Origin of the sequence: Pseudomonas sp. UW4 (assembly GCF_000316175.1) — a bacterium.
Classification (GTDB): domain Bacteria; phylum Pseudomonadota; class Gammaproteobacteria; order Pseudomonadales; family Pseudomonadaceae; genus Aquipseudomonas; species Aquipseudomonas laurylsulfatiphila.
In genome coordinates this window covers 4,101,548-4,116,547 of the sequence record NC_019670.1, presented here as the reverse complement: position 1 = coordinate 4,116,547, position 15,000 = coordinate 4,101,548, and the positions used below count along the sequence as shown (strand labels likewise).

11 protein-coding genes are annotated in these 15,000 nt (G+C 59.2%); 3 read left to right on the top strand and 8 right to left on the bottom strand.

The annotated features are described in order from the left end of the window. Nucleotides 1-417: 417 nt before the first annotated feature. The 6 genes from PPUTUW4_RS17995 to acnA form a co-directional block, all read right to left on the bottom strand. A complete protein-coding gene (locus PPUTUW4_RS17995) occupies nucleotides 418-1,809 on the bottom strand; it encodes an undecaprenyl-phosphate glucose phosphotransferase (protein ID WP_144443157.1) in 1,392 nt (463 codons plus the stop codon). 623 nt (nucleotides 1,810-2,432) lie between these two features. Next, entirely contained in the window at nucleotides 2,433-2,939 is a 507-nt protein-coding gene (rfaH, locus tag PPUTUW4_RS17990; RefSeq protein WP_015095969.1) for a transcription/translation regulatory transformer protein RfaH, read from the bottom strand. A 54-nt stretch (nucleotides 2,940-2,993) separates the two neighbouring features. Then, nucleotides 2,994-5,231 carry a polysaccharide biosynthesis tyrosine autokinase gene (locus PPUTUW4_RS17985; protein WP_015095968.1) on the bottom strand — a complete coding sequence of 746 codons (2,238 nt, stop codon included), beginning with the start codon at nucleotides 5,229-5,231 and terminating at the stop codon, nucleotides 2,994-2,996. 24 nt (nucleotides 5,232-5,255) lie between these two features. Continuing rightward, complete coding sequence (locus PPUTUW4_RS17980; protein WP_007974078.1) at nucleotides 5,256-5,690, bottom strand: low molecular weight protein-tyrosine-phosphatase; 435 nt, start codon at nucleotides 5,688-5,690, stop codon at nucleotides 5,256-5,258. A 218-nt stretch (nucleotides 5,691-5,908) separates the two neighbouring features. Continuing rightward, nucleotides 5,909-6,697 (bottom strand): type II CAAX endopeptidase family protein, encoded by a 789-nt coding sequence (locus PPUTUW4_RS17975; RefSeq protein WP_015095967.1) that lies wholly within the window; start codon nucleotides 6,695-6,697, stop codon nucleotides 5,909-5,911. Nucleotides 6,698-6,919: 222 nt separating this feature from the next. Continuing rightward, nucleotides 6,920-9,661 (bottom strand): aconitate hydratase AcnA, encoded by a 2,742-nt coding sequence (gene acnA, locus PPUTUW4_RS17970; protein ID WP_015095966.1) that lies wholly within the window; start codon nucleotides 9,659-9,661, stop codon nucleotides 6,920-6,922. Nucleotides 9,662-9,958: 297 nt separating this feature from the next. Here acnA and rlmM point away from each other — a divergent pair, with 297 nt between their 5' ends. Beyond that, nucleotides 9,959-11,032: a 23S rRNA (cytidine(2498)-2'-O)-methyltransferase RlmM gene (rlmM, locus tag PPUTUW4_RS17965; RefSeq protein WP_008022982.1), complete on the top strand. Its 1,074-nt coding sequence runs from the start codon at nucleotides 9,959-9,961 to the stop codon at nucleotides 11,030-11,032. 186 nt (nucleotides 11,033-11,218) lie between these two features. Then, nucleotides 11,219-11,470, top strand: a complete 252-nt coding sequence (gene tusA, locus PPUTUW4_RS17960; RefSeq protein WP_015095965.1) for a sulfurtransferase TusA — start codon at nucleotides 11,219-11,221, stop codon at nucleotides 11,468-11,470. A 143-nt stretch (nucleotides 11,471-11,613) separates the two neighbouring features. On the opposite strand, the gene PPUTUW4_RS17955 is transcribed toward tusA, so the two are convergent. Beyond that, nucleotides 11,614-13,023 (bottom strand): MATE family efflux transporter, encoded by a 1,410-nt coding sequence (locus PPUTUW4_RS17955; RefSeq protein ID WP_015095964.1) that lies wholly within the window; start codon nucleotides 13,021-13,023, stop codon nucleotides 11,614-11,616. 317 nt (nucleotides 13,024-13,340) lie between these two features. Between PPUTUW4_RS17955 and pdxB the strand changes: the two genes are divergently transcribed. After that, nucleotides 13,341-14,483 carry a 4-phosphoerythronate dehydrogenase PdxB gene (pdxB, locus tag PPUTUW4_RS17950; RefSeq protein ID WP_015095963.1) on the top strand — a complete coding sequence of 381 codons (1,143 nt, stop codon included), beginning with the start codon at nucleotides 13,341-13,343 and terminating at the stop codon, nucleotides 14,481-14,483. 176 nt (nucleotides 14,484-14,659) lie between these two features. Here pdxB and PPUTUW4_RS17945 read toward each other — a convergent pair whose 3' ends face one another. Next, complete coding sequence (locus PPUTUW4_RS17945) at nucleotides 14,660-14,839, bottom strand: PA1571 family protein (protein WP_007974065.1); 180 nt, start codon at nucleotides 14,837-14,839, stop codon at nucleotides 14,660-14,662. Nucleotides 14,840-15,000: the final 161 nt, after the last annotated feature.

The following is a 15,000-nucleotide window of genomic DNA, read 5'->3' as shown; positions in this document are numbered from 1 at the left end:
GTGTGAACCGACAAAACAAGGCACTTGGGAAAAGTACTGATGGATCAAGCCATTGATGTTCTCATTTTTACCGTAGATGCCTTCAAATGCTTGTGTTTACATGTCGTACAGCTTGCTAGCAATATGCTCGGGAGAAAAACGCTCTCGCAACAGAAAATTCACAAACTTGAATAATTCTCCCTTGAGCAATAACTTCTTGCGGGGGGCAATAGTCCATTCGCCGTTGACGCATTTTGGCTCTGGGAGTGACCGATGTTGAAGGTTCCGCGATGCGTTATTCAGAGTGAGTTCTCTATAGGGCCTAGCAGCAACTTACCGAATTGGTATATGTTGCATTTTTTCAACTGCCAATCTTAACTTATTATTTTCTTTTGATTCTAATTTTTATTAGAGTTCGTTTTGATGTGCTTATGATATTTAATATATATTTTTCGATAATAGCGTGAGTGGTGTTTTAATTAAAATCTTTATATCGAGCCAAAGTGACCAGTTGTTAATATAAGCTAGATCTAGCTCGACTCGTTTCTCCATCTTATCGATAGTTTCCGTCTCGCCTCGGTAACCGCTGATCTGTGCTAGGCCAGTAATCCCCGGTTTGATTCGATGGCGGGCCATATAGGCATCGATTTTTCCGGTGTAGTAATCGTTATGCGCCAGGGCGTGAGGGCGAGGGCCTACCAGTGACATGCGGCCTTGCAGGGCATTGAACAATTGCGGCAGTTCGTCGAGGGACGTGCGGCGGATGAACTGACCGACACGGGTGATTCGCGGGTCATTGCGGCTGGCCTGCTTGACCTCTTTGTCGTCATGCATGCGCATGGAGCGAAACTTCCAGACCTTGATGATCTTGCCGTTCCAGCCGTGGCGTTTCTGTTTGAACAGGATCGGGCCAGGGGATGAGCATTTGACGGCGATGGCGGTGGCCAACAATACCGGGCTGAGCAGAATGATCGCGATGAGTGCGACGGTCCGGTCCATGATCGCTTTAGAGGCTGCGGCGGTGGGGTAGGACGTCAGTGGGCTTTCGTTCAAGTGAATGGCGGGAAGGCCTTCGATATCACTGACGGAGTGGTTGAGCAGGATCAGGCTTTGCAGGTCCGGGGTCCAGATGACGTCGACGCTGGAGTCCAGCAGGTCGATGTACAGGCCTTCGATCTGCTCGGCTTCTGTCAGTGGCAAAGCGATGTAGAGGCGCCGAATCTGGTGGGTTGCGATCAGGTCCCGCAGGTGGGCAAGGCTGCCAATCACCGGGTACAGGCCATTGCTGGGCGAGGGTTGGTCGTCCGCGGCCACCAGGCCAACCAGCGGTTCGTTTCTATTGCGAACCAATTTGTCCGCGAGTTCTTGGGCCAGGTCGCCGGTGCCGATAATCAGAGACGTACGTTCTGATTGCAGCTTTTGCTGGTAACGCCGGGAGAGGTTATGCAGCGGCACATAGAGACAGGCTTGGAGTGCGAAACCGCCGAGGGCGAGGCCAATAATAACTTCGCGGGAAAAAAGCTCACTGGTTTTGGTGATAAACGCCACGACGGTCAAGCCGGAGAGTAGCACCAGCCAGCCAGCCAACAATCGGCCTAGCCCTACCAAATAGCCATGGTGTTTATGGTAGACCTGCATCATGGAGTAGGAGGGTACTGAGCCGAGCAGCATGAATGCCGCGAGTATCCGGTAGTGGGCTTCGACTTCCCCGGTCTTTATGGTTGCCAGTGCACAGAGCAGGAGGATGAGTGCGGAGATTGCGCCAAGCCATTGGGTCCAGAACGTAAGACCGCGACCGGCTGGTAGCGTGGTGTTGCGCTTGCGAATCAAAATAATGTCCCTTGCGTCGATTTGGACATAGCCTTCCTGGGTATGCCTGCTGTCTGGAGTGTTCACTCCATGCCGCTTTGGTTGCTGTTTGAGCCTCTGGCGCAAACCGGTCTGTGTCGTGGCGTTTCCCTTATCCGTGACAGGGAACGCACTCGCCTTGGCCAATATCAAGGTTTTGGGCACGCTACCGCCCCAGGATTGACCGTTGGTTTCCTGAGAACGTGCGCCGTGGGTGCGACGAATGAGCCGATGCGCGAGCGCTGGCAATTTATTTTGGGGATGAGGTTCAGTCGGGCAGGCCGAGCTGTGGCTCGGTAAAGGTGAGCAGAGGACTATGCGTCTGTTCCTTGACTGCTGCACAACGGGGGCTGTGCAAGGCATCCTGCCAGAATGAAGTGGTTAGCCTCACCGGGTTCGCATTCTACCGAACTTGTAGGAAAAGTGAAGACGGATTTGTAGGATGGATCCAATATAAAGTGGCGTTTTTATTGGGCAAGGAGCAGTTTTCAACCCGATTTGCTGTGGTTCGGGCAGGGTTCGACATTGCAAGCCGTTTCAGCGCTCACAAGTCAGTCATTGATTTTTATTTTTGTTGTTTCAGGTGAGCAAAACGATAGGGGTGATCAGGTTTTTTCTATTGCGTCGAGCGGGATGCTGAGGGTGTGTTCGCGGTGCAGGAGCTGGAGCAGGATCACGATGCGTTCGGCACCGTCGCGGGCCAGGAAAATCGCTTCCAGTTCCTTGTAGCTGCCGCGGTTGATGCGCACCCGGTCACCGGGTTCGAATGCTGCGGACTCTGCGGGTGCCTCGTTGAGTTGCTGTTGCAATTGCTCGATCAGATCGTCAGCGACCGCAATCGGTTGTTTTCCGAACGTCACCAGTTGGTTGACCCCGCGGGTAGAGCGGATCGGGTGCCAGTTGTCGTTGAGCTGGTCGAGCTGGATAAACAGGTAGCCGGGGAAGAGAGACTCCACCGAGGTGCTGCGGCGACCGCGTTGAATGCGTTCGACCTGTTGTGTAGGTCGGTAGCAGGTGAAGCTCTGGCGGATCAGGTTTTCCTCGGCGCGGGCATCTTGCCGGGGTTTGCACTGGATCAGGTACCAGCGTGGGGGCGGGTGCGGGCGAGGCATGCTAAGGGCTCTCATGGGTGAATCAGGGCAGCGGCGCTGCCCTGATGTCCGGTGTCACTTTTTGTCCGAGGCGTATTCGTATTGATAATAGCTGTAGCTGCCGTAGCCGTAGGCTGAAGCCTTGCGTTCCACGGCGTTGAAAATCGCACCCTTGACCACGATACCGTTCTGTTCGAAGCGACGTTTGGTTACGGCGATTTCCTTGGCGGCGTTTACGCCAAAACGGGTCACGATCAGGCTTGTGCCGGCCTGACGGCCTACCAGGGCGGCATCGGTCACTGCGAGGATTGGCGGGGTGTCGATGATCACCAGGTCATATTGGCTGCTGACTTGCTCCAGGAACCGGGTGAAGTTGCTGTGCATCAGCAATTCCGACGGGTTGGGCGGGATCTGACCGCGGGTGATGACGTGCAGGTTGTCCACTTCGGTGGAGTGGGTTGCCTTGTTCAGATCAATCTTGCCGGCGAGCAGGTCGGACAAGCCGCTGTTCACGTCCATGCGGAACATTTTGTTCAGGTAGCCTTTACGCATGTCGGCGTCGACCAGCAGCACCTTTTGCCCGGTCTGGGCAATGATCGCGGCCAGGTTGCTCGAGACGAAGGATTTACCCACGGCCGGGCTTGGGCCGGAGATCATCAGGATGTTGTTCTTCGCTTCAAGGGTTGCGAAGTGCAGGCTGGTACGCAGGCTGCGCAACGATTCGACGGCGAGGTCGGCGGGGTTGTTAACAGCAAGCAGCAGAGAGCCGGTAGAGGCGCGGATGTTGCCCTTCAATGTGCCTTCGATCTGGGACTGGCCCTTGCTGAGAGGGATCGACGCGTAAACCGGGATGCCGAGTTGCTCGATGACCTCCGGGTTTTCGACGCCGCGATTCATGGCTTTACGAACCAGTACGTAGGCCACGGCAATCAGGCCGCCAAGTAGCGTTGCGATCAAAACGATCAGCATTTTTTTCGGTTTGACCGGTTTTTCGATATCTGCATCAGCCGAGTCGATGATGCGTACGTTACCGACTGTACCGGCGCGGACAATATCCAGCTCTTGGGTTTTGTTCAGCAACTGCGTATAGATGTCGGTGGTGACTTGCATGTCACGGGTCAGGCGCAGTAATTCCTGCTGGGTTTCTGGCAGGTTCTTGACCTTCTTTTCCAGCCCGCGTTTCTGCTGATCGAGCTGACCCATTTGGGTCATCAGTGCCTGGTAGGACGGATGTTCGCGGGTGAAGCGGTGTTCCATCTCGGCTTGCTTGAGCTTCAACTCGGAAATCAGGGTTTCCAGGGCTACGATCTGATCGAGTACGGCTTTGGTTTCGATAGTGATGTCTACGGAGCGAGCACTGCTCTGGTAGGCATTCAACTGACCTTCGGCCTTCTCAAGTTGCTTGCGTACATCCGGCAACTGGGTGCGTAGAAACTCCAGGCTTTGTGCGGCTTCGGCGGAGTTACGCTGGACGTTCTGCAGTACGTAGAGGCGGTTGATCTCATCGAGCACCTTGTTGGCCAGATCGGGATCTTCGTTTTCCAGCGACAGCGCGATGATGCCGGATTCCTTGCCACGTTCAGCGGCCGACACATCTTCCTGGTATTGCAGAATAGTGTTGAGGCGACGCTGTTTGGTAACTGTGAACAGAGCGCCAGCATTGGCGTTCAGGGTGGCAACTTGTAGCTTGAAGCCATTTTGCTCAAGTTTCTCACCCGCCTGACCATGGAGGATGACTTCGTCATCGTCATTCAGCAGGGTGAGGGCGCCATTGCCTTCTGCGCGAAGTGTCAGCTCCTTGCCAAGGTAAGCATCCGGCACTTCCAGTTGGAAGATATCGAGTTTTTCTCCACCCCAGGTGAAGCTGTTGAGACCGAGCAGTGGCGAGGCCGCCTGGTTTTCACTCACTGGCTCAAAGCGCCGGCTCAGAAAACGGCCAATCAGCGGGAAGTAGTTCGGCTCAACAATAATATCGAGGTTCAGGTTCTCCACAGCCTTGCCCAGTACCGCCCGGGATTTGAGCAGCTCAATTTCAGTCACTGCCGGAGACGTCCCGCCGAACATCTCAGTCATTTCCGCCATGCCGCCCAGCGCAGCCATGCCGCCTTTTTTCTCTTCAACCTGTACCAGTGCATTCGCCTGGTAAACCGGCGTCGACAACACGGCATACGCAACACCCACCGCGCAAAAGAACGCAGTGATGCCAACAATGATCCACTTGCTATCGATCAAGGTGCCGAAGAGTGCGAGCAGATCGATGTCGTCATCGTCGTCGCGGTGTTCCTGGATGGGGAGGCTGTTTGGGCTTTGCATGCGGGGTACTTTTACAAGGGGTGATTATAGTTTTTGCGACCAGCTGTCGACGCCTTGCGTCATCAGTTGGTAGACGTGTTCGAAGGCGACCTTCTGTTGGCGATAGGGGTCGGGGATTTCCTGATTGTTCTGCCACTTGCCCAGCAGGAACGTTTTGCCCTGTGCTTCCGGCGCCATTTGCACGATGCGTTTGACGTGGCCTGTTTCCATGGTGAGGATCAGGTCAGCCTGTTGCAGCAGTTCGCGGGTCAGTTGCCGGCCTTTGTGGTCCGGGTGGTCGCCATTGTGTTCGCGCAAGACTTCCAGCGCGGTGCTGTCCATGGGTTTGTCCACCAGGGCGTGGATGCCTGCTGAACTTACATCAATGCCGCGCTCGGCCAGTCTGCTTTTAAGCAGGGCCTCGACGGTGGGGCTTCGGCAGATGTTGCCGATGCAAACGACCAGGATTTTATTGAACATAGGGGCTGCGCAAGTTGCGATATCAAGTGTGAAAACCGCACAGGCAGGAGGAAGGAAAGGGGGGTGTGGATTCCATTCCAGCGCAACTGTACGGCTATCTCCGATGGCTTACTGCTATCGGGGCCATTTTAAAAGCGTGCACTCTAGTGACGAAGGGGGGGAGGGTCAAGGCTCGGCTGTTACTTTCTGTCATACGGTTGTTTGGTTCGTTGCGGTGATTATCCCGCCATCGGGTAGGTGAACAGTGCGAAGTGCATCAGGTTCAAGCCGAAGTGGCTGAGGATGGCAGCGCCCAATCCACCGAAACGGTAGGCGACGCCGTAACCGATCCCGGCCAGACTCGCCAGTACCACCCATTGCCAGCCGGCCCCCGCGTGGGCCAGGCCGAAAATCAGAGACGCCAGCAGCAGGGCGAGGTTTTCACCCCGGGGCAGGTTTTTCATGATCCGGCTCAGGCCGCCCTGGATATAGCCGCGAAACAACGCTTCCTCGACCAGGGTTACCAGCAGCAGGTTGTTGAGCATCCATAGCCAGCCCTGGTCCGGCCATTTCGGCGCCCAGGCGATGATGCCCATCAGCAGCGCGCCGCCCAGTGCCAGCACGGCGCTCAAGGTCAGTGCCAGTGCGGTGGCATATAGAAAGGAGCGCAACTGGCAACGACCGACAATCCATGGGCAGGCCAACAGCAGCCAGAAGCCGATCAGGGGTTTGTCCAGGTTCAGGAACATGGAAAACGGGATGGCGTTTTCGCTGAAACGCTGCAGCGCAATGCCACGACCGTTATGGAAGCCCGGTAGCCAGTGCAATGCCAGCGCCAGCGCCAGGACGATGAACAGGCCGTGGCCGAGGATGCGTAGACCAGGAATCACGTGCTGGCGAGCGGTGAAGCCTGCGGTCAACAGCAGCATCACCGAGATTGCCGCCCGCCAATCGAGGTGACCATAGCTCAGCGCCAATCCGTAGCCGAGGGTGAGCAGGGCCAGAAACGTCCATGGCAGGGCAATCATTTGAAGTCCTTGTGTCTGAATGTGCGATGCACCGCCAACCCCCTGTGGGAGCGAGCCTGCTCGCGATAGCGTTGTGCCAGTCAATATTGATTCCAACTGACACACCGCCATCGCGAGCAGGCTCGCTCCCACAAGGGATTGCGGCGCGCGATTATAGGGATGTAGGCGACATATATAAAAACACCGCCCGAAGGCGGTGTGTGTCTGTGTATTGCTCGTCAGTTACGACGCAATCAACTGCCGCAACACGTAATGCAGAATCCCTCCGGACTTGAAGTACTCCACCTCATTGAGCGTATCGATGCGGCACAGCACCTCGATTTTCTCGCGGCTGCCGTCTTCGCGAGTGATGACCAGTGTCAGGTTCATCCGTGGTGTCAGCTCGACACCGGTCAAGCCGAGGATGTCCAGGGTTTCACTGCCGTTGAGGTTCAGGCTCTTGCGGTTCTGATCCAGCTTGAACTGCAGCGGCAACACGCCCATGCCCACCAGGTTGGAGCGGTGGATGCGCTCGAAGCTTTCGGCGATGACCGCTTTGACCCCCAGCAGATTGGTGCCTTTGGCCGCCCAGTCGCGGCTCGATCCGGTGCCGTACTCCTGGCCGGCAATCACCACCAGCGGGGTGCCCGATGCCTGATAGCGCATGGCGGCGTCGTAGATCGGCATCTTTTCCCCGGTGGGAATGTAGCGGGTGTTGCCGCCTTCCTCGCCGCCGAGCATTTCGTTGCGTATGCGGATGTTGGCGAAGGTGCCGCGCATCATCACTTCATGGTTGCCGCGTCGCGAACCGTAGGAGTTGAAGTCCCGCGGTTCCACGCCTTTGTCGCGCAGGTATTGCCCTGCCGGGCTGTCCGCCTTGATGTTGCCGGCGGGGGAGATGTGATCAGTGGTCACCGAGTCGCCGAGCAGGGCGAGAATGTTCGCTGCGCTGACATCCTTGACCACGGGCGGCGGGCCACCGATGTCGTCGAAGAAGGGTGGGTGCTGGATGTAGGTCGAGTCGTCCTGCCAGACATAGGTCGCCGCTTGCGGTACCTCGATCGCCTGCCATTGTTCGTCTCCGGCAAACACTTCGGCGTATTCCTTGTGGAACATGGCGGTGTTGACCTGGCTCACCGCGTCGGCGATTTCTTTGCTGCTCGGCCAGATGTCCCGCAGGTAAACCGGTTTGCCGTCCTTGTCTTCGCCCAGCGGTTCGCGGCTGAGGTCGGTGCGTACCGTACCTGCCAACGCATAGGCGACCACCAGTGGCGGGGAGGCCAGCCAGTTGGTTTTCACCAGAGGATGCACCCGGCCTTCGAAGTTGCGATTGCCCGAGAGTACCGATGCCACGGTGAGGTCGGCTTGCTGGATGGCTTTCTCGATGGGTTCCGGCAGCGGCCCGGAGTTGCCGATGCAGGTGGTGCAGCCGTAGCCGACCAGGGCAAAGCCCAATTCATCGAGGTAACGGGTCAGCCCGGCCGCCTTGTAGTAGTCGGTGACCACCTTCGAGCCGGGGGCCAGCGAGCTCTTCACCCAGGGTTTGCGTTTCAGGCCTTTTTCCACGGCCTTCTTCGCCACCAGCCCGGCCGCCATCATCACGCTCGGGTTGGAGGTGTTGGTGCAGGAGGTGATGGCGGCGATGACCACGGCGCCGTTTTTCAGGCGATAGGTCTGGCCTTCGTAATCGTAGTCCGCTTCACCGGCCATATCGGCATTGCCGACGGCGACGCCACCACCACCTTCACTTTCGAGGCGACCTTCTTCCTTGCTGGTGGGTTTGAATTGCAGGTCGACGAAGTCGCTGAAGGCTTGCGCGACATTCGGCAGCGACACCCGGTCCTGCGGGCGTTTTGGTCCCGCGAGGCTGGCTTCGACGCTGCCCATGTCCAGCGCCAGGGTGTCGGTGAACACCGGCTCCTGGCCGGGCAGGCGCCACAGGCCCTGGGCCTTGCTGTAGGCCTCGACCAATTGCACTGTTTCAAGGGGGCGGCCGGACAGGCGCAGGTACTCCAGCGTGACGTCGTCCACCGGGAAGAAACCGCAGGTGGCGCCGTATTCCGGCGCCATGTTGGCGATGGTCGCCCGGTCGGCCAGCGGCAGGTCGGCAAGGCCGTCGCCGTAGAATTCGACGAATTTGCCCACCACGCCTTTCTTGCGCAGCATCTGGGTGACGGTCAGCACCAGGTCGGTGGCGGTGATGCCTTCCCTGAGCTTGCCGGTGAGTTTGAAACCGATGACTTCGGGAATCAGCATCGACACCGGTTGCCCGAGCATCGCCGCTTCCGCCTCGATGCCACCGACGCCCCAGCCGAGCACACCGAGGCCGTTGATCATGGTGGTGTGGGAGTCGGTGCCGACCAGGGTGTCGGGGAAGGCATAGGTGCGGCCGTCCTCGTCCTTGGTCCAGACCGTGCGACCGAGGTATTCAAGATTCACCTGGTGGCAGATCCCGGTGCCCGGCGGCACCACACTGAAGTTGTCGAAGGCGCTCTGGCCCCAGCGCAGGAACGCATAACGCTCGCCATTGCGCTGCATTTCAATGTCGACGTTCTGCTCGAAGGCGCTGCTGCTGGCGAACTTGTCGACCATCACCGAGTGGTCGATCACCAGATCCACCGGCGACAGCGGGTTGATGCGCTGTGGATCGCCGCCGGCCCTGGCCATCGCCGCGCGCATGGCGGCCAGGTCGACCACCGCCGGTACGCCAGTGAAATCCTGCATCAGCACCCGCGCCGGGCGGTACTGGATTTCCCGGTCGGAGCGGCGCTCCTTGAGCCACGCGGCCAGTGCCTTGAGGTCGGCGCCGGTGACGGTTTTCTCGTCCTCCCAGCGCAGAAGGTTTTCCAGCAGGACTTTCAACGACATCGGCAACTTGTCCAGCTCGCCCAGGCTCCTGGCGGCGTCGGGCAGGCTGAAGTAGTGGTAGGTCTTGTTGCCGACCTGCAGGGTTTTCAACGTATTCAGGCTATCGAGGGACGGCATTGCGATCACTCCTTGAAGTCCGCACGGCTACGGACTGAGGGGACGGACAGAGCCTTAAACCTAGCCCTGTTTTCGGTAGCTGGCTAATAACTGGACTCTATGGACAGACCCAGGTTCCGATCTCGGCTATCATGCGCCGGTTTTCGTGACAGGCTTTGCTTCAACGCAAGCGGTCTCTCTTTGTGGGAGCGAGCCTGCTCGCGATGGACGTTAACGATAACGCGTGTTTCCTGAATAAATGCGCCGTCCTTGAGTCCATCGCGAGCACGCTCGCTCCCACAGGGTCCAGGAGTAAGAATGAACACCCTATTCATGCATTGCCGGCCGGGCTTCGAAGGTGAAGTCTGTTCCGAGATTTCCGACCTCGCCGCGCGCTTGAACGTGGCCGGCTACGCCAAGGCCAAAGCCGCCACCGCTTGCGCCGAATTCGTCTGCACCGAAGAAGACGGCGCCGAGCGCCTGATGCGCGGGCAGCGTTTCGCCGAGCTGATCTTCCCGCGCCAATGGGCCCGGGGGATTTTCATCGATCTGCCGGAAACCGACCGCATCAGCGTGATCCTCGATCATATGGCGGACTTTCCGCTGTGCGGCAGCCTGTGGCTGGAAATGGTCGACACCAATGATGGCAAGGAACTGTCGAACTTCTGCAAAAAGTTCGAAGTGCACCTGCGCAAGGCGCTGATGGCCGCCGGCAAACTGGTGGAAGACGCTCACAAGCCGCGGCTGTTGCTGACCTTCAAAAGCGGCCGTGAGGTGTTCATGGGGCTGGCCGAGTCGAACAACTCGGCGATGTGGCCGATGGGCATTCCCCGTTTGAAGTTTCCTCGGGAGGCGCCGAGCCGCTCGACCCTGAAGCTGGAAGAGGCCTGGCACCACTTCATCCCGCGTGACCAGTGGGACGAGCGCCTGCACAGCGACATGACCGGCGTCGACCTCGGGGCCGCTCCCGGTGGCTGGACCTGGCAACTGGTCAACCGCGGCATGCTGGTGACCGCCATCGACAACGGCCCGATGGCCGAAAGCCTGATGGACACGGGGCTGGTGCAACACCTGATGGCCGACGGTTTCACCTTCAAGCCCAAGCAGCCGGTGGACTGGATGGTCTGCGACATCGTCGAGAAGCCGGCGCGCAATGCGGCGATGCTGGAAGAGTGGATCGGTGACGGCCATTGCCGCGAGGCAGTGGTCAACCTCAAGCTGCCGATGAAGCAGCGCTATGCCGAGGTGAAGCGTCTGCTCGAGCGCATTGCCGATGGTTTCAAGGCGCGGGGCATCAAGGTCGAGATCGGCTGCAAGCAGCTGTACCACGACCGCGAGGAAGTGACCTGCCATTTGCGCCGGCTGGACGTGAAGAAACCCAAGTCCCGCTGAAGCCCCCCCCTGTAGGAGCGAGCCTGCTCGCGATGGACCTGAGAGCGCATTGGGGTGTCAGGCATCCAGCGTTATCGTTAACGATCATCGCGAGCAGGCTCGCTCCTACAAGGGTACGGCGTTATGCCACAGATGACGTTACACCCGGCAATGCGCGACAATGCCGGCCAGTTTCAGGAGTGAATCATGAGTGAAATGCTTGATACGCCGGTAGACGGCACCCTCGATGCCACCGGCCTCAACTGCCCCGAGCCGGTGATGATGCTGCACCAGCACATCCGTGACCTGGTGCCCGGCGGCCTGCTCAAGGTCATCGCCACCGACCCGTCGACCCGTCGTGACATTCCCAAGTTCTGTGTGTTTCTCGACCACGAACTGGTGGCGCAGCACGAGGAGGAGGGCACCTACCTCTACTGGATTCGCAAGAAGTCCGTTTAAGTTCGCATCATGACGCAACTGTAGGAGCGAGCTTGCTCGCGAAAAAAACGAAGGCGCCGTTGGGCATCTGGTTTTACGCGTTACCGTTCACGACCTTCGTCGGAACGCCGCCCGGAACAAGCTCGCTCCTACAATTTGTGCAATCAGCCGGCCGAGCGGCTGTTACGAATCCGTTTGCGCGCACTGAGCGTCAGGCGGATCGACAACATCAGCGCCGCACAACTCAAGCCGGCAATCAACCCTTCCCACAGCCCGCTCGGGCCGCTGGCCGGACCGAACCAGTCGGTCAGTCCCAGCACGTAGCCGACCGGCAGGCCGATGCCCCAATAGGCGAACAAGGTCAGGATCATGGTTGCCCGGGTGTCCTGGTAGCCACGCAGCGCACCCGCGCAAATCACCTGGATGGCATCGGAAAACTGGTACAGTGCGGCATAGACAATCAACATCGACGCAATCTGGATCACGGCCTTGTCAGGCGTGTAGATCGAGGCGATCGGTTCGCGCAGCAGCAGGATCAGGCTCGCCGAGAACGCCGCGAACACCAGTGCCGCGCCGAGCCCGACCTTCGCCGCGAAGCGCGCCTGCCAGGGATTGCCGGCCCCCAGTGCCTGACCGACGCGCACGGTCACCGCCATGCCCAGCGAATAAGGAATCATGAACAGCAACGAGCTGATATTCAGGGCGATCTGATGCCCGGCCACCACGGTCGAGCCGAGACTGCCGATCAATAGCGCGATAACTGCGAAGATGCTGGACTCGGCGAACACGGCGATGCCAATCGGCAGGCCAATGCCGACCAGGCGCTTGATCACGGCCCATTGCGGGCGGTCGAAGCGCACCAGTACCCGGGTGCGGGCATAGAAGGGGGCCCAGAAGGTCCAGCCGGCCATGCTCAACGCCATGAACCACATCACGATGCCGCTGGCCCAGCCGCAACCGACGCCGCCCAGGGCCGGTGCGCCGAAATGGCCGTAGATCAACGCATAGTTCAGCGGGATGTTCAGCAGCAGGCCGCACAAGCCGATGACCATGCTCGGGCGGGTACGCCCCATGCCATCGCTGTAGCAGCGCAATACGTAATAGAACGCCATGCCGGGAAACCCGAAAGCGATCCCGTGCAGGTAACCCATGCTCGGCTCGATCAATTGCGGATCGACTTTCATCCAGTGCAGGATCGGCTCGGCGCTGAGCAGCAGGCCGCTGCCGATCAAGCCGACACACAATGCCAGCCACAGCGCCTGGCGTACCAGCGGGCCGATCTCGTCGAACTGCGCGGCGCCGAAGCGTTGCGCGACCTTGGGTGTGGTTGCCAGCAGAACGCCGGACATCAACAGGTAGACCGGAATCCAGATCGAGTTGCCCAGGGCCACTGAGGCCAGGTCCCGAGGGCTGACACGGCCGGCCATCACCGCATCGACGAAGCCCATGGCCGTGGTGGCCAGTTGCGCGATCATGATGGGCAGGGCCAGGCCGAGCAGGCCCTTGAGTTCCAGGCGAACGGGGGTCGTTCGCGAAGGCGCAGTGGCGACGGTACTTTCAATAACAGGATTCAATAGCGAAACGTCCAAGAGGTTTTGATGCACAGCCGCGCATTCTACGCGTTGACGCGGCAGTCAGGAAAAGGCCCGTGTTATGGATTTGTAATCAAAACAGGAACCCGATCTCTGTGGCGAGGGGGCTTGCCCCCGTTGGGCTGCGAAGCGGCCCCAAATCATCTTCAGTATTCTTTCAGGTACACCATGCAGACTGAATTCGCGACTGCTTCGCAGCCGAACGGGGGCAAGCCCCCTCGCCACAAGGGCGCGCAATGCTTACTGGCTCACAATGGTCATCTACGCCTACACTGCCGATCCGCCAAAAGGAGCCTGCCATGCTGATTGTTGCCGACGAAAATATCCCCCTGCTCGAGGCCTTCTTTGAAGGCTTCGGTGAAATCCGCCGGGTGCCGGGTCGCGCCATCGACCGTGCCACGGTCGAGCAGGCCGATGTGCTGTTGGTGCGTTCGGTGACCAACGTCAACCGCGCGCTGCTCGAAGGCAGCAAAGTGCGCTTTGTCGGTACGTGCACCATCGGCACCGATCATCTGGACCTGGATTACTTTCAGCAGGCCGGCATCACCTGGTCCAGTGCACCGGGCTGCAATGCCCGCGGCGTGGTCGACTATGTGCTCGGCAGCTTGCTGACCCTGGCTGAAATCGAAGGGGCCGACCTGACCCGGCGTACCTACGGCGTGGTCGGTGCCGGCGAGGTGGGCGGTCGACTGGTTAAGGTCCTGCAGGGCCTGGGCTGGAAGGTGCTGGTGTGCGATCCACCACGGCAGGCGAACGAAGGCGGTGACTACGTCAGCCTCGAGCGGATCATCGAAGAGTGCGACGTCATCAGCCTGCACACGCCGCTGGCCAAGCAGGGGCCTCAATCGACCTGGCATCTGTTCGATGAAAAACGCCTCAACCAGCTCAGACCCGGTACCTGGCTGATCAATGCCAGCCGCGGACCGGTGGTCAACAACGCGGCACTGCGCGATGTGCTGCTGGAGCGTGAAGATCTGCAAGCAGTGCTCGATGTCTGGGAAGGCGAGCCTGAAGTCGACGTGGCGCTGACCGAGCTGTGCGTGCTGGCCACGCCGCACATTGCCGGTTACAGCCTCGACGGCAAGCAGCGGGGGACCGCGCAGATCTATCAGGCCTATTGTGATTTCCTCGGGCAACCGGCCCGCGTCAGCCTGAGCGATTTGCTGCCGGCACCCTGGTTGTCGCACGTGACACTGAATGCGCAAAGCGACCCGGTCTGGGCCTTGGCGATGCTGTGCCGTGGCGTGTATGACCCGCGTCGTGACGATGCGGATTTCCGTCGCAGCCTGGTCGGCAGTGTCAGCGAGCAGCGCGCGGCGTTCGATGTGCTGCGCAAGCAATACCCGTCGCGCCGTGAGATCGACGGGTTGCAGGTGCGGATCGAGGGGGATGCGCCTGAGTTGCAGAGGATTGTGGCGGCGTTGGGGGCTGCGGCAATCTGATAGACCGCAGCGGCCCCTTCGCGAGCAGGCTCGCTCCCACACTGGATCTTCATGCAACCACAAGTCCCCTGTGGGAGCGAGCCTGCTCGCGAAGGGCGCGCCACAGTTCTGGATTGGATCAGCAAGCATAAAAAACCCGGCCAACTATGGGCCGGGTCAAGAAGACGGTGGCTATATCACTCTTGTTCGGCAGGCTTGACCAATCGCTTTTCCAGTTCGCTGCAAGCTTTCTGGATCATTTCTTCAGTGATCGGTACTTCGCGGCCTTGCTCGTCGATAATCGAGCAGCCCAGAGACTGGTCTGGTTGCGTGCGGATCACTTGAATCTTGTCATCGCTGCTGTGTTGCAAGGACATGGCCTGTCTCCTCATCAGGTTGTGCGCTTACTGTAGAACCGCCAGGTGACCGGGCTATGACAACTCCCTGCGATCTTTCCGGGGGAACAGAACCAGTGCAGCAGAAATGCCTTCGCGTGGCTAGCCGAACTTTAGACCAATAGCGTCTAGCCTCTAGTGTT

Bases quoted from the DNA above. Each gene is read 5' to 3' on its own strand.
- rfaH (WP_015095969.1), bottom strand. From the start codon at position 2,939: ATGCCTCGCCCGCACCCGCCCCCACGCTGGTACCTGATCCAGTGCAAA.
- PPUTUW4_RS17985 (WP_015095968.1), bottom strand. From the start codon at position 5,231: ATGCAAAGCCCAAACAGCCTCCCCATCCAGGAACACCGCGACGACGAT.
- PPUTUW4_RS17980 (WP_007974078.1), bottom strand. From the start codon at position 5,690: ATGTTCAATAAAATCCTGGTCGTTTGCATCGGCAACATCTGCCGAAGC.
- PPUTUW4_RS17975 (WP_015095967.1), bottom strand. From the start codon at position 6,697: ATGATTGCCCTGCCATGGACGTTTCTGGCCCTGCTCACCCTCGGCTAC.
- acnA (WP_015095966.1), bottom strand. From the start codon at position 9,661: ATGCCGTCCCTCGATAGCCTGAATACGTTGAAAACCCTGCAGGTCGGC.
- rlmM (WP_008022982.1), top strand. From the start codon at position 9,959: ATGAACACCCTATTCATGCATTGCCGGCCGGGCTTCGAAGGTGAAGTC.
- tusA (WP_015095965.1), top strand. From the start codon at position 11,219: ATGAGTGAAATGCTTGATACGCCGGTAGACGGCACCCTCGATGCCACC.
- pdxB (WP_015095963.1), top strand. From the start codon at position 13,341: ATGCTGATTGTTGCCGACGAAAATATCCCCCTGCTCGAGGCCTTCTTT.
- PPUTUW4_RS17945 (WP_007974065.1), bottom strand. From the start codon at position 14,839: ATGTCCTTGCAACACAGCAGCGATGACAAGATTCAAGTGATCCGCACG.